This window comes from Dellaglioa sp. BT-FLS60, from assembly GCF_054941065.1.
Genome location: NZ_JBSOLI010000028.1, coordinates 1 through 14132, shown reverse-complemented (window position 1 = coordinate 14132; position 14132 = coordinate 1). Strand labels below are relative to the sequence as shown.

Genomic DNA, 14132 nt, shown 5'->3' with positions numbered 1-14132 from the left:
AATCAATTAAATCACGGTATAATTAACCAACGTCAAAACAGAAAATGGAGTCGATACGATATGGTTCAATCAATTAATACAAAAGTAGACTTAACAATAGATGCGACTGCTTTCACAGGATTAGCGGACTATGGGAAAATTATGATTGGCGATAAAGGGTTTGAATTTTACAATCAAAGTGATACCCGTAAGTATATCCAAATTCCTTGGGATGAGGTTGAACAAGTTATCGCATCTGTGATGTTTAAAGGACATTGGATTCCACGTTATGCTATTAAAACAAAAAAAAGTGGGACATTTACATTTGCCTCTAAAAAGCCTAAAATTGTGTTGCGGGCCATTCGTAACTATGTTGACCCGGCTAATATGGTTCAAGCACTTGGAATGAGTGATATTCTAAAGCGCTCAGCTAAGTCAATTTTTAGCAAAAAAGGTAAAAATAAGTAAATTAAAAGCATTCTCAGCTGAGAATGCTTTTTTAGTAGATTAAAATGTTCAAACGGAATTCTTCAAATCCGTTTTCAATTTCAAGTTCATTATCTTCAAATGTGAGCTTTTTATAAGGGCCACCTGTTAAATAAGTGGCCAGCTTATAATCGGCTAGTTTTGCTATAATATTATGCACTTGTAAGGTATCTTCTTTTGGTAGGTAGCCAAGCTTACGCATAACTGCTTGATCGTCCTCAAAATAAAGAGCAATACGACTGTTTTCGCTTAATGAGACAATATCTTCTTTTAAAGATAGGTTATCAAATGACAAATCAACAGGGTATTTCCAGACCTCAAGTTCTTCGTAATCAATAAGGAGTAGCAACTGAATGTTCTTTTCTAAATCTTCATCACGCCAGCCCTTATTAATATTTTCATTTTTAGTTATATTCTGCAATGCAATTTTGAAATTTTGACTGTAATGCGCTAATCCTTCAATTTCAGCATCAAGGTACCAAGGATGATTACTTTTGATTTCAAAATAGGGACTAATTGGATACTTTTTTGAGTCAGACATCTGATTCACCTCTTTCGAACAACTGTTTTAATTATAGCCTATAATGGGTTGAAATGCAGTTTCTTTCGATTTCCAGTGTTAAAAGGGAAAGGTTGCGCCCAATTTAAGATAAGGCAATCAGGTTCTTTGATAGAATAACTAAAACTAACTGATAATCGTTCTCAATTGGCATATACTTAATTTATTGGAAATGGAGTGGATAAATTGATGGATAGTCGCGCAGTCAAAGTCGGAATGGCTTTATCAACTAAATTAAATATTTTAAGAGCGGGCGTTTTAGGTGCCAATGATGGCATTATCTCAGTTGCGGGGGTTATTCTGGGGATGGCAGGTGCCAGTCAAGGAAAATACTATCTTGTTTTAGCGGGATTAGCAGGCATGTTTGCAGGTGCTTTTTCAATGGCCGGTGGTGAATACGTTTCGGTCTCTGCACAAAGAGATACACAAAAATCAGTGATTGAATTAGCTGCCAAAAAATTGAAAGAAAATCGTGAACTTGAGGTTGAACGTTTAATTGATATTTATCAAGCTAAGGGTCTATCACGAGTGGTTGCAACAGACGCGGTTAATGAATTAATGGCTCAAAATGAATTAGAAAATTATTGCAAAGAAGTTAACAACATTGATGTTGGCGAGTATTTAAATCCACGACATGCGGCAATGTCATCAATGGTCTCATTTGTGGTTGGCTCATTAGTACCGTTACTCCTGATTACCTTATTGCCCACGAGATTTATGATTCCAATGACCGTTATAGGCGTTGCTTTAGCCTTGCTTTTAACGGGTGCAACGAGTGGCATATTAGGGCATAACAATATTCGACATGCAATGTTAAGAAACGTCGTTGTAGGGTTAATTACGATGGTTGTGACCTATTATGTGGGTGGTTTATTTGGGTAAAAGCCGACATTTTTTTTGAAAAAGAGGTATGCTTAACTAAAAGAGGTGTTGTTTATGTTTCCGGAAAGGCTGAAAGCATTGCGCAGAGGTAGTGGATTAACATTGACGCAATTAGCTGTTGGGTTGAATCAATCGCAAAAATCGACGCAGAATTTGAATTCTGGCCCACAAATTGGGAGTTGGGAGCGTGGTATTAATACGCCTTCATATTTGGAAGTTAGAAAATTAGCTGATTTTTTTCACGTTTCAATTGATTTTTTAGTAGGTCAAACGAGTAATGAAATGGTTGATCTTGAAGATTTATTCGCACGGACGGCAACACTCTCATATCGCGATAAAGTTTTGTCAGGAAATGACCGTTACGAAGTCATGCAACTGATACAGGGCTATTTAATGGGCAAATATCAACCACGTCATTTGAAAGAAAATGATGATTTAGCCTTACCACTTGAAGATGAAAATAATTAAGGATAAGTGGTGTTTTTGAATTTATTTTTGTAATTGGACGTGATATAATTTAGGTGGCTTCTCGAATCAAATGAAGTTGGTGAGTGTCTTCGGAAACGATACCAACTGGGACGATTCGAGAGTCATAAATAAAACGTGTCAAATAGGCACAAGGAGGATTTTATTCATGGAACAAGGTACAGTAAAGTGGTTTAACGCAGATAAAGGTTTTGGTTTTATTACTCGCGAAGATGGTAGCGATGTATTCGTACATTTCTCAGCAATCCAAGGCGACGGTTTTAAAACATTAGACGAAGGTCAAAAAGTAACTTTTGACGTTGAAGATAGTGACCGTGGACCCCAAGCAGTAAACGTAAACAAAGACTAATTTAAAAAAATGAACTGTTTACCGTTTTGGTGAGTTGTTTTTTATATGAAAAAGGGTCGTCAATTAATTGACGACCCTTTTTTTGTATTAGTTACGAGTTGTGTTGATTTTTTGATCTTTTAATAATGTATTTCCAGTTTCTGCATGGACTAAATCAAGTGAAGCTCGTAATTTATCAGTGATGCGTTGTTTTTCAGTTTCATTGGCGACTTCAAAAGATTCGCCGTTAATCATTGTGCCAGTCCCTTGTAAATGATCAGATTTAGAATGATGTGTGGCTTTGCGATAATTTGTACCCAAAACAGCGAGATCATTGAATGTTAAATCTGTTTTCATTTGAGATGACATTGTGTCTAGGAACTTTTCGCTTAATAAGTTTTGGAGCTTGGTACTCTTTAAGGCAACAGCCATGATAATTTGACGTTGACGCGTTTGACGACCGTAATCCCCTAAAGGATCTTCGTGACGCATACGGGCATAGGCAAGGGCTTGTTTACCATTGACGTGAGTTTTAACGCCTTTTTTGAAACTTGCCTTATCATAGGTAAAAGTCAATGGGGACTTCACATCCACACCATCCACAGCATCAACCAATGATTCTAAACCACCCATGTTGATTGTTGCGTAGAAATCAATTGGTACGTTCAAGAACTTTTCAACAGTTTTAACGGAAGTTGCGATACCGCCGTAAGCATAAGCTGAATTTAATTTGCTTGGAAAGTTTGATTCATAACCTGAGACAGCAACTTCAGCATCTCGTGGTAAACTCACTAAAGTCATGGAACTTGTTTTAGGATTAAGTGTAGCGACAATTAAGGTATCCGTTCTACCACCGCTATTAGAACGTCCCACGGCACCATCATCGGAACCTAAAAGTAAGATTGAAATAGGACGGCCTTTTTTTAAGACGTCTGAAACGTTTCTAGCTTTGGTAATTTGGGCTGATGTGTAAACTTTGTCAGCCGCATTTTTAGCATTTGCGTATTTTTTGTAGGCATAAATACCACCGAAAATGACAAGAATTAAAATAATGAGCCAAATTAAACGGCGACGACGAGGATTTTTATGATTGCTTTTTCTTTCACGTTTTGGCAATGGCGCTTGATCATTTGCGCGTAGATGTGGTTGTTCAGTTTGAGACCTTTGGTATTCTTCTCGACGACTTGACATGAAAATGTTCCCCTTTATTAATTAGTGTTCGCCAATGAAAAAGCTAGCGATTAAAATAACTAAAACAATAACAGTAATCCTAACGTATAAATAATCTTTTTCTTTATAGAATGCATAAATTGAAATGACAACTCGGAGAATTGGCGTCAATATTAAACAAAATAGGCCAAGCATCATAATTGCGTAAGGTTTCAAAGCGCCAATTCCTGAAAAAATGGCAGAAAAAGAAGTTGGAAAAGTATTGCCGGGATAGCCAGTTGAACCGGTAACTAATGATAAGATAAGTCCGATAATCATGATAGTTGCGGAAACGAAGACCCCGATTCTTAATATCTGACCAATCATTAATTCAATTTTAGCCATTTCAGCTGATGTGGTATTGTGTTCAGTCATATTAGATAGACACCCCGAATCCTTTTAGAATCATTTGAGCACTGACATAGATTAGAACAGGTACGAAAATTAAACGAATTATTTTTGCGGGTAAATATTGCATGACACGTGAGCCAATTGATGAGCCAACCAAAATACCCAGGGCTAATGGAACCGCGATATCCGGTCTGATTGAGCCGTTGAAGAAGTAGACAGTAGCACTGGCAGCAGCGGTAACACCCATCATTAAGTTACTTGTGGAACTTGAGGGTTTTAATGGCATTTTCATTGCAGTATCCATTGCCATAACTTTGAAAATACCAGAGCCAATTCCTAATAAGCCACTAGCAACACCGGCGCCAAGCATAATTGCCATACCGCCTGGTACATTTTCGACTTGATAATCAACTTGCTTTTTCAGCTGCTTATCATAGTAAGAACTGTTCAATTTGAATTTTGTTGATAAACGATCTGGTTCAGCTGATTTTAAAACTTCTTCACCAACAAAAATCTTTTTGATCATATTGTAAACGGAAAGCAGTAAGAAAGCGCCAAATAAGATGAAAAGTACTGAGGTGTTAAAGACACCTGATAACATGGCGCCACCAACGGCACCAATTGTTGTTGCGATTTCTAAAAACATGGCAACTCGTAGATTTAAAACGTCATCTTTTAAAAAAGCAATTGTGGCACCTGAACTTGTTGCAATAACAGCAATAATACTGGCACCAATTGCGTATTTAATATCTAAACCCATCATTAAAGTTAAAACGGGAGTGACAATGATTCCGCCGCCTAACCCTAAGATGGATCCTAATGCCCCAGCGACAAGACCAGCGACAAGCATGAGTAGTAGCGTATTCATTATTTATTTCCAACCCTTTTCTTAATTTATAAAGATGTCTTATTTTACCACAAACTTATTTAAAAGTGAGTGTCCGGTTGATTTCTGAATAAATATTTAAACTTTGTCATTTTCGACTTTAATTGAATTAGGAAATATGATAAATTGTGAGAATGAAATAGACGGTCATTAAGGAGTTGGCATAGAGATGATTAATCAGAAAAAGAAGCTTATTTGGCTAGCGATTGGATGTGGTGGCCTATTCCTTATACTGACCTGGTTAGTGCTGAACCAAAGTGCTGTCCTTCATTATATTGATAATAGTGTGGTAGCAGTGGTCAGATTTCAACCAACAGTGCAGTTACAGAAAATCATGTGGGCAATCAGTTGGCTAAGCAGTCCGACGCTGATTTTTATGTATTCGGTCATTTTAATTGTTACTTTAGGTGGGCTACGTGGCTTTTTACCTGCTATTTGGGCTGGGATGACAATGTTAAGTGGCGCTTTGCTGGTTAAATTAATTAAAAATAGTGTCCAGAGACCGCGGCCAATGGGGCATGGGTCCATCGGTGGATTCAGTTTTCCGAGCGGACACACATTTGGTGTGGCGCTATTTTGTTTAACGGTCACGAGTATTATGGCATTAGAATTTAAATCCAGTCGACATAGGTTACTTAATTGTTTATTAGTGTTATGGGTCATCATGATTGCCATTTCAAGAATCTATCTGCGAGCACATTTCCCAACAGATACTGTGGGATCAGTTCTTTTAGCAACAACTTGGATTGTGATTGCACGGAGTATTTATCCTTTTCTAAATCATCTAAAGAAATCTGAATAATTTAAATCGAGGCTAAAAAAATGAATCAATATGAAACGAACCGATTAATTGTACGTCCATTACGTGATTCGGATGTCGATGATATCTATGAATATACTCAGTTGGCTCATGTGGGGCAACTGGCTGGTTTTGTACCAGTGAGCTCACTAGTTGAAGCGAGTCTCTTTATTGCAACGTTGCAAAAACAAGGGATTTTTGCGATAGAACTTAAGGATACTCAAAAAGTGGTCGGCAATATTGGCTTGTATGAAGTGATTGATGAGAATCAAGAATCAAGTCTGACAGTAAAAGAAATCGGTTATGCCTTGAATCCTGCTTTCCAAAATCAAGGACTAATGACGGAAGCCGTTCAAGGATTATTGTTAGTTGCTCGTGAGCTACCTTTGAAACGCGTGATTGGTGTTACGACTGCCGAAAACGAGGCTTCTATCAAGGTTTTAAAACGGTCACAATTTCAATTTATTGAAAAAAGAGAAGTGCCATTTCTGTTTAGCCCAACTAAGTTAATTAGCGAAATGGTATATGCAATTGATTTAAAATAAAGGAGTACCAATTATTAGCGACATATGGTATCCTTAATGCGTTGTAACATAACTATTTGAAAATCAATTGAGGTGGCTAATATGCAATTAACAAAAGGATTTGAACAAGCAGCTTGCATTATTTCTTTGTTAGCGACACAGAACAGGGGCGTTCCAATTTCGTCGGAAGTAATTAATGTCCGACTTGGTGGTTCACAAACATATCTACGCAAAATTATGCGTAAGTTAGTTGTTGCAGGCCTTGTAAAATCTGTTTCGGGTAATAATGGTGGGTTTACATTAGCAAGGGATGCGAAAGACATCAATTTGTTAGAAATTGTGGTGGCTACTGAAGGTAAGATTGAAACCTATCCGAACTTTGGGTTCATCGGTCGTGTGTTCCGTGAATTTAAACCAGATACAGAAAAAGCAACCGTTGTGATTAATAATGTTTTTGCCGAAGCGGACAAACGCTGGTCTAATTATTTAGAATCACAAACAGTCTATCAACTTATTTCCGCAACGTTTGGCGAAACTGAAATTCCGTTGATTAATTGGAATGAAGAAGATATCGGTGGCCAACGTAAATTAATTATTCAAAAAATTGTCGCAAATGTGACAGGAAATCATAAATAAATGGGTCGTTATTAACCGTAATGGGTGAGATAACGCCTTTTTTTGTATAAACTTACAATTTGTAAGTTAAAAATATAGTTATTTTTTTATGAAAATGCTATCATGAAAAGTAGTCAAACAAATTCGGAGGGAACATAATGTCAGATAAAAAATATTACGGCGCAGACGCCATTGTAGATAGTTTAATTAACCATGATGTGAAATATGTATTTGGAATTCCTGGTGCAAAGATTGATCGTGTTTTTGAAAAATTAGAACACCCAACAAATCCTAAATCACCCCAATTAATTATTACGCGTCATGAACAAAATGCCGCTTTTATGGCTGCTGGTGTTGGTCGTATTACAGGTAAACCGGGGGTTGTTTTAACAACTTCTGGTCCTGGTGCAAGTAATTTGGCAACTGGGGTTGTGACTGCTACAGCAGAAGGCGATCCTGTTCTTGCTATTTCTGGCCAAGTTAAACGATCAGATTTAACGAGATTAACGCATCAAAGCATGAATAATACAGCTTTATTTGAACCTATTACAAAATATAGTGCAGAAGTGCAAGAACCTGAGAATATTTCAGAAGTGATTGCTAATGCCTATCAAGAAGCAGAAGCAGCCAAACAAGGTGCAAGTTTCGTTAGTGTGCCACAAGATGTAACAGATTCAGAAGTGAAGACAAAAGTCATTCAACCAATGATGGCTCCTAAATTAGGACCAGCTAGTCCAGTTGAAAGTACGTTATTGGCGCAAGAAATTAAAACTGCAAAATTACCTGTGTTACTTGTGGGTATGCGCGCTTCATCACCTGAAGTGACGCAGGCTATTCGCAACTTAGTTGAAGCAACACATTTACCTGTTGTCGAAACATTCCAAGCTGCTGGTGTGATTTCACGAGAATTAGTTGGTGATTTCTTTGGCCGTGTGGGTTTATTCAGAAATCAACCTGGTGATCAATTACTAAAGAAAAGTGACTTAGTGATTACGATAGGTTATGATCCCATTGAATATGAACCACGTAACTGGAATGCTGAAAGTACAGCTAATATTGTCGTTGTCGATGATATGCGTTCAGAAATCGATCATAATTTTCAACCTAAAAAAGAGTTAGTCGGCGATATTGCACAAACACTTGAATTTTTATTGCCTTACATGAAAGGGTATCAAATGGCTACTGAATCACGTGACTATTTGGATGAATTGCAAGAAAAATTACAAGCCAGAGATGAAGCACCTGTCGTGACAAACGAAACGTTGGTCAATCATCCACTCAGCATTATTCAAGAATTGCAAAAACGTGTTTCAGATGAAATGACCGTGACTGTTGATGTGGGGAGTTTCTATATTTGGATTGCACGCCACTTTAGAAGTTATGAACCTCGCCATTTACTATTTAGTAATGGGATGCAAACGTTAGGTGTCGCACTACCTTGGGCGATTTCTGCAGCATTAGTTCGACCAAATACACAAATTGTGTCTATTTCTGGGGATGGTGGTTTCTTATTCTCAGCGCAGGACTTGGAAACAGCTGTTCGATTGAATTTGAATATTGTCCACATTATCTGGAATGATGGCCACTATGACATGGTTAAATTTCAAGAAGAAATGAAATATGGTAAATCTGCTGGGGTTAACTTTGGTCCGGTTGATTTTGTAAAATATGCTGAAAGTTTTGGTGCAAAGGGTCTGCGTGTTGAAAAAGCGCAAGACTTAGCTAAGACGTTAGATGAAGCATTTGCAACTGATGGTCCAGTGATTGTTGATGTACCGGTTGATTACAAAGATAACAAAGAATTAGGCCAATCAATTTTAATGGATCAATTATACTAGAATAATTGCGAAAGGAGTTTAGCCAAATGCAAGATAAAAATACAGTTTATCAACACGGTACTTTAGCAGCATTAATTGAAGGATTGTATGAAGGAACGTTGCCGGTTAAAACGTTATTGAAACATGGCAATTATGGTATTGGAACGGTTGGTGATTTGGATGGTGAAATGATTGTGATAGATGGAAAAGCATTTCAAATCACATCAGAAGGTCAGATCAATCAACTTACTGATGACGTTCTTGTACCGTTTGCGACAGTACATTTTAATCAGCCAGAGGTGGCTATTCAATTTGAAAATGTGGCAGGTAACGTCTTAGAAGAACAATTGCTAGAATTATATCCTTATCAAAACTTATTTTTTAGCATTGTCATTAAAGGAACGTTTAGCAAAATGCATACACGTTCGGTAGCTAAGCAAAGTAAACCCTACCCAGAATTGACTACTGTAACAGACAAACAAGCAGAATTTAGTGAAGAAAAAATTAACGGCACAATTGTTGGTTATTTCACGCCTAGTTTGTTCCAAGGAATTGGTGCAGCAGGGTTCCATCTTCATTTTTTATCTGATAAAAAAGAGATGGGTGGACATATTTTGGACTATCATTTGGAAAACGGAACAGTTGAGTTGCAACCATTTAGTTCAATTGAACAACACCTGCCAATTGAAAATGAAGATTTCCTAAAGAATGAAATGAATGTTAAAAAATTACAGGACGCAATTAATTTAGCTGAAAACTAGATTTGACTTGCAAAGTTTCAGTGAATTGATTATAGTAGGACTTATCGAAAGAAGAGGATGCAGTTCTCATCATTATGTTTAATGAAGCAATTAAGTGCTGAAGAATTAAACAGAAAGGGTGAACTGCCGAAGCAGAAGCTAACTTAACTTTAGCAACCGCTGGGCTTTGGCTTAACAGGTCAGGGACTGTCGTGGTCACTAAAGGCTACGGGGCGCTTATAACGATTTGACTGAGTCTATTAATCTGAGTCTTTTTGTATAACGCGTAATAGTGTTGTGCAAAAAGGCTCTTTTCTTTTCTCAATTTTAAAAATCACGAGTGCTCCTCTATAATATAGGGGGGATTTCAAATGGCAGAACAAGAAGGTATGCACCGAGAATTAAAAACAAGGCATTTATCAATGATTGCCTTAGGTGGAAGTATTGGAACAGGATTATTTGTTGCGAGTGGCTCAGCAATTTCAAAGGCAGGTCCAGGTGGTGCGTTGCTAGCTTATGTTGGAATTGGCATTATGGTCTATTTCTTAATGACTAGCTTAGGTGAAATGGCAACCTATTTACCCGTATCAGGTTCATTTGCCGTTTATTCAACACGCTTTGTTGATCCTGCAATGGGATTTGCAATGGGTTGGAATTATTGGTTTAACTGGGCCATTACATTGGCCGTCGATATTAGTACAGCCGCATTGGTTATGCAATTTTGGCTACCGAATGTTCCGGGCTGGATTTTTAGTACGATTTCGTTAGTCATTATTTTCGCAATTAATGCGCTATCTGTTAAATCATTTGGTGAAACGGAATATTGGTTATCTATTATCAAAGTGGTAACAGTGATTGTTTTCCTAATTGTCGGTGTTTTAACGATATTTGGTATTTTAGGTGGACACGCAACTGGACTTGAAAATTTCACAATGAAAAAAGCGCCATTCGTTGGTGGTATTCCAATGATTTTGAGTGTGTTCGTTGTTGCTGGATTTTCTTTCCAAGGGACTGAGTTAATTGGAATCACAGCTGGTGAGTCAGAAACGCCTGAAAAAAGTATTCCAAAGGCAATTAAACAGGTCTTTTGGCGAATTCTTTTATTCTATATTTTTGCTATTTTTATCATTGCAGCGATTATTCCCTATACGAGTCCAGATTTATTAGGGTCAAGTGCTTCAGATATTTCAATTAGTCCGTTTACATTAGTGTTCCAAAGAGCCGGGTTGGCTTCGGCAGCAAGTGTGATGAATGCAGTTATCTTGACATCAGTGCTTTCAGCTGCCAATTCAGGGATGTATGCATCAACTCGGATGTTACATTCGCTTGCGCAACAAGGTTATGCACCAAAAAAATTCAAGAAAACAAATAGTCGTGGAATTCCAATGGCAGCATTGTTGGGAACAACATTTATTGGGTTACTCACATTTTTGGCAAGCATTTTTGGATCAAGAGTCTACGTGTTCTTATTGAGTGCCAGTGGGTTAACTGGGTTTATTGCTTGGTTAGGAATCGCAATTTCACATTATAGATTTAGAAAAGCATTCAAGGCGCAAGGACATGACGTGTCAGAATTGAAATACTCTGCAAAATGGTTCCCGGTCGGTCCAATTCTAGCATTTGTACTTTGTATTTTGGTTATTCTTGGACAAGATATTCAGTCGTTCAAGAATTTTGACTGGGAAGCTATTTCAGTCAGTTACATGAGTATTCCATTGTTCGTTATTTTGTACACATATTATAAAATACGTTATAAAACCAAATTAATTCCGTTGAAAGATGTTAATTTATCAAAGAAATGAGGTACATTTTGACTAAGAAAAAATGGATGATGACAGCATTGGCTATGTGTGTGTTGTTATTAGGTGCGTGTGGTAAGAAAGAAAATTCGGCACCCAGTCATCAAGAAGTGAAAGTTACCAAAAAGAGTCACAAAAGCGACTTACCTAAAAATGTGAAAGCTAGTGATTGGAATTTAGTCTTGGTTAATTCTGATCATAAATTAACAAAAGAGCTGGGATTTACACAGGTAATAGACGGTAATGTTGTTGTGAATAAAAAAATAGAGAATGCATTGAATGAATTTGCGGCGGCAGCTAGTGCAGCTGGTTATAAGGCATCCTTAGTTTCTGGATACAGGTCAATCAGTTATCAAAAAGAAGTCTATTCAGATTCAATTAAAAGTTATGAAAAAGCAGGGAAATCGGTTACTGAAGCTAAAAAATTAACAAAAGAGTATGTAGCAGCACCGGGATCAAGTGAACATCATACCGGTTTGGCAGTCGATATAATGTCATCAAATTGGTATGCCAAACATGGTGATTTAGATAATAGTAGCGCAAAAGATAAAGGCCAAAAATGGTTAATAAATCATGCGGTAGACTATGGTTTTATTTTGAGATTCCCAAAAGATAAAGAAAAATCAACAAAAATTGATTATGAAACATGGCATTTCCGTTATGTAGGTAAAGTGAATGCCAAGTATATGGTTAAGCATAATCTCTCATTGGAAGAGTACGTCGCTTTGCTTAATGAAAAGGGTAAGAATTAAACTTGCAATTTAATGAAGCAACGATTATTATTAAGATAATAAATAAACACGGAAAACGTTATAAGTAGGCACTTAAGAGACGTAATGGTGGTGAGAATTACGAAGCTGAAAATCCGGCGTGAACAAGTGGGTGGGTAATGCCACACGGGAGACCGTTATCAATTTGAGTGTGACAAATGTTTATTTGTCGAACTTGGGTGGTACCGCGAAAATAAGCCTTTCGTCCCAATTAGTGGATGAGTGGGCTTTTTTTATACAAAAAAAGGAGGAATAGAACATGTTAGATATTAAAATGATTCGTCAAAATGTCGATGAAGTGAAGGAACAATTAGGTAATCGTGGGGTAAAACCGGAGTTTATTGATGAAATGGTTGGAAAAGATCGTAAACGTAGAGATATCATTGTTCAAACAGAAACATTGAAGAAACAAAGAAATGATGTGTCACAAGCTATTGCACAATTAAAACGTAATAAAGAAAATGCTGATACTCAAATTGAAGAAATGAAAAAAGTTGGGGATGCCATTAAAGCATTTGATGACCAATTAAAAACTTTAGATGAAGCTGTTACAGATATGGCATCGCGCTTGCCTAATATGCCAAACAAAACGATTCCAGTTGGACCTGATGAAGAATCAAACGTTGAATTGAGAAAAGTCGGAACGCCAAGAACTTTTGATTTCGAACCAAAAGCACATTGGGAAATCGGTGAAAATTTAGATATTTTAGATTTTGAACGTGGCGCTAAAGTATCAGGTAGTCGCTTCTTATACTACAAAGGTTGGGGGGCTCGTTTAGAACGTGCATTATATAATTTTATGCTTGATGAACATGCTGTTGACGGGTATACAGAAATTATTCCGCCTTACCTTGTGAATGATGAGTCAATGTATGGAACAGGACAATTCCCTAAATTTAAGGAAGATGTTTTCCAGATTACAAATGAAAATCTAACATTGATCCCAACGGCAGAAGTACCGCTCACTAATTACTATAGAGATGAAGTTATTCCAGCAGAAAAATTACCAGTTTATTTCACGGCTCTTTCACCATCATTTAGATCTGAAGCAGGAAGTGCTGGGAGAGATACACGTGGACTAATTAGATTGCACCAATTTAACAAAGTTGAAATGGTAAAATATACTAAACCAGAAGACTCATATGCGGAACTAGAAAAAATGACAAGTGATGCAGGACGAATCATGGAAAAATTAGGCTTACCCTATCATGTGATTACTTTATCAACTGGAGACATGGGATTTTCAGCAGCAATGACACATGATTTAGAAGTTTGGTTACCTGCACAAAATATGTACCGTGAAATTTCAAGTTGTTCTAATACTGAGGCATTCCAAGCACGCAGAGCACACATTCAATATAGGGATGATAATGGAAAACTACAGTTTGTTCATACATTGAATGGATCAGGGCTAGCAGTTGGTCGTACATTGGCAGCAGTTCTTGAAAATTATCAGAATGAAGATGGATCAGTTACAGTTCCGGAAGTTCTTCGACCATATATGGGTGGATTAGCTATTATTAAATAAGATTTTATCAAAACTGTTGTTGAAAAATTATATGAAGGTGTTGTCATTTTATGGCAATGCTTTTTTAGTGTTCTAAATTTTCAAAATGATGTATATTACTAGTTTATAAGGCTTTATTAAGACATAATAATGTAAGTAACAACAGATATTTATAATGCATTAATGATGAGACAGATACTTTTTTTATAATTAAAACTAAGTAAATTTAATTATTTTAATTTATATGCAATGAAGTATTGACACGGTGTATACCAGATGGTATATTAATAAAGCTGATTGATACGGCGAGATGAAATGAATATTTATTCAAAATAAATCTTGACAAATCATGACGTGGTTGATATGATATAAAAGTTGTCAAAAGCAACCAAGTA

16 protein-coding genes and 1 riboswitch are annotated in these 14132 nt (G+C 36.9%); of the genes, 12 read left to right on the top strand and 4 right to left on the bottom strand.

What is annotated here, in order from left to right; genetic code table 11:
- Nucleotides 1-60 precede the first annotated feature (60 nt).
- Complete coding sequence (locus tag ACVQ8P_RS01910) at nt 61-447, top strand: DUF956 family protein (protein WP_462297192.1); 387 nt, start codon at nt 61-63, stop codon at nt 445-447.
- A 31-nt stretch (nt 448-478) separates the two neighbouring features.
- On the opposite strand, the gene ACVQ8P_RS01905 is transcribed toward ACVQ8P_RS01910, so the two are convergent.
- Nucleotides 479-1006, bottom strand: a complete 528-nt coding sequence (locus tag ACVQ8P_RS01905; protein WP_462297191.1) for a hypothetical protein — start codon at nt 1004-1006, stop codon at nt 479-481.
- A 207-nt stretch (nt 1007-1213) separates the two neighbouring features.
- Here ACVQ8P_RS01905 and ACVQ8P_RS01900 point away from each other — a divergent pair, with 207 nt between their 5' ends.
- The 3 genes from ACVQ8P_RS01900 to ACVQ8P_RS01890 all read left to right on the top strand — a co-directional run bounded on the left by ACVQ8P_RS01900 (nt 1214) and on the right by ACVQ8P_RS01890 (nt 2741).
- On the top strand, nt 1214-1906 hold the full coding sequence (locus tag ACVQ8P_RS01900) for a VIT1/CCC1 transporter family protein (RefSeq protein WP_462297189.1): 693 nt from the start codon (nt 1214-1216) through the stop codon (nt 1904-1906).
- A gap of 54 nt (nt 1907-1960) precedes the next feature.
- Nucleotides 1961-2374, top strand: a complete 414-nt coding sequence (locus ACVQ8P_RS01895) for a helix-turn-helix domain-containing protein (protein ID WP_462297188.1) — start codon at nt 1961-1963, stop codon at nt 2372-2374.
- Nucleotides 2375-2540: 166 nt separating this feature from the next.
- The gene (locus ACVQ8P_RS01890; protein WP_112251328.1) at nt 2541-2741 is read left to right on the top strand and encodes a cold-shock protein; all 201 of its coding nucleotides are present in this window, start codon (nt 2541-2543) and stop codon (nt 2739-2741) included.
- Between the two features lie 87 nt (nt 2742-2828).
- Here ACVQ8P_RS01890 and ACVQ8P_RS01885 read toward each other — a convergent pair whose 3' ends face one another.
- From ACVQ8P_RS01885 to ACVQ8P_RS01875, 3 genes are read right to left on the bottom strand one after another with little or no spacing between them, the layout of a single operon-like run.
- Nucleotides 2829-3911: an LCP family glycopolymer transferase gene (locus ACVQ8P_RS01885; protein ID WP_462297186.1), complete on the bottom strand. Its 1083-nt coding sequence runs from the start codon at nt 3909-3911 to the stop codon at nt 2829-2831.
- Between the two features lie 21 nt (nt 3912-3932).
- The gene (locus ACVQ8P_RS01880; RefSeq protein WP_462297184.1) at nt 3933-4304 is read right to left on the bottom strand and encodes a DUF1634 domain-containing protein; all 372 of its coding nucleotides are present in this window, start codon (nt 4302-4304) and stop codon (nt 3933-3935) included.
- 1 nt (nt 4305) lies between these two features.
- Nucleotides 4306-5148 carry a sulfite exporter TauE/SafE family protein gene (locus ACVQ8P_RS01875; protein ID WP_462297182.1) on the bottom strand — a complete coding sequence of 281 codons (843 nt, stop codon included), beginning with the start codon at nt 5146-5148 and terminating at the stop codon, nt 4306-4308.
- A gap of 187 nt (nt 5149-5335) precedes the next feature.
- Here ACVQ8P_RS01875 and ACVQ8P_RS01870 point away from each other — a divergent pair, with 187 nt between their 5' ends.
- From ACVQ8P_RS01870 to serS, 8 genes are all read left to right on the top strand, one after another.
- On the top strand, nt 5336-5968 hold the full coding sequence (locus ACVQ8P_RS01870; protein WP_462297181.1) for a phosphatase PAP2 family protein: 633 nt from the start codon (nt 5336-5338) through the stop codon (nt 5966-5968).
- 20 nt (nt 5969-5988) lie between these two features.
- Entirely contained in the window at nt 5989-6510 is a 522-nt protein-coding gene (locus ACVQ8P_RS01865; protein WP_462297179.1) for a GNAT family N-acetyltransferase, read from the top strand.
- Nucleotides 6511-6591: 81 nt separating this feature from the next.
- Nucleotides 6592-7125, top strand: a complete 534-nt coding sequence (locus ACVQ8P_RS01860; RefSeq protein ID WP_462297177.1) for an Rrf2 family transcriptional regulator — start codon at nt 6592-6594, stop codon at nt 7123-7125.
- A 137-nt stretch (nt 7126-7262) separates the two neighbouring features.
- Nucleotides 7263-8942 carry an acetolactate synthase AlsS gene (gene alsS / locus ACVQ8P_RS01855; RefSeq protein WP_462297176.1) on the top strand — a complete coding sequence of 560 codons (1680 nt, stop codon included), beginning with the start codon at nt 7263-7265 and terminating at the stop codon, nt 8940-8942.
- Nucleotides 8943-8968: 26 nt separating this feature from the next.
- Nucleotides 8969-9682, top strand: a complete 714-nt coding sequence (budA, locus tag ACVQ8P_RS01850; protein ID WP_462297174.1) for an acetolactate decarboxylase — start codon at nt 8969-8971, stop codon at nt 9680-9682.
- A gap of 43 nt (nt 9683-9725) precedes the next feature.
- Nucleotides 9726-9908: riboswitch (Lysine riboswitch) on the top strand.
- Nucleotides 9909-10032: 124 nt separating this feature from the next.
- Entirely contained in the window at nt 10033-11463 is a 1431-nt protein-coding gene (locus ACVQ8P_RS01845) for an amino acid permease (RefSeq protein WP_462297172.1), read from the top strand.
- 8 nt (nt 11464-11471) lie between these two features.
- Nucleotides 11472-12212, top strand: a complete 741-nt coding sequence (locus tag ACVQ8P_RS01840) for a M15 family metallopeptidase (protein WP_462297171.1) — start codon at nt 11472-11474, stop codon at nt 12210-12212.
- A 277-nt stretch (nt 12213-12489) separates the two neighbouring features.
- The gene (gene serS / locus ACVQ8P_RS01835; RefSeq protein WP_462297169.1) at nt 12490-13758 is read left to right on the top strand and encodes a serine--tRNA ligase; all 1269 of its coding nucleotides are present in this window, start codon (nt 12490-12492) and stop codon (nt 13756-13758) included.
- Nucleotides 13759-14132 lie beyond the last annotated feature (374 nt).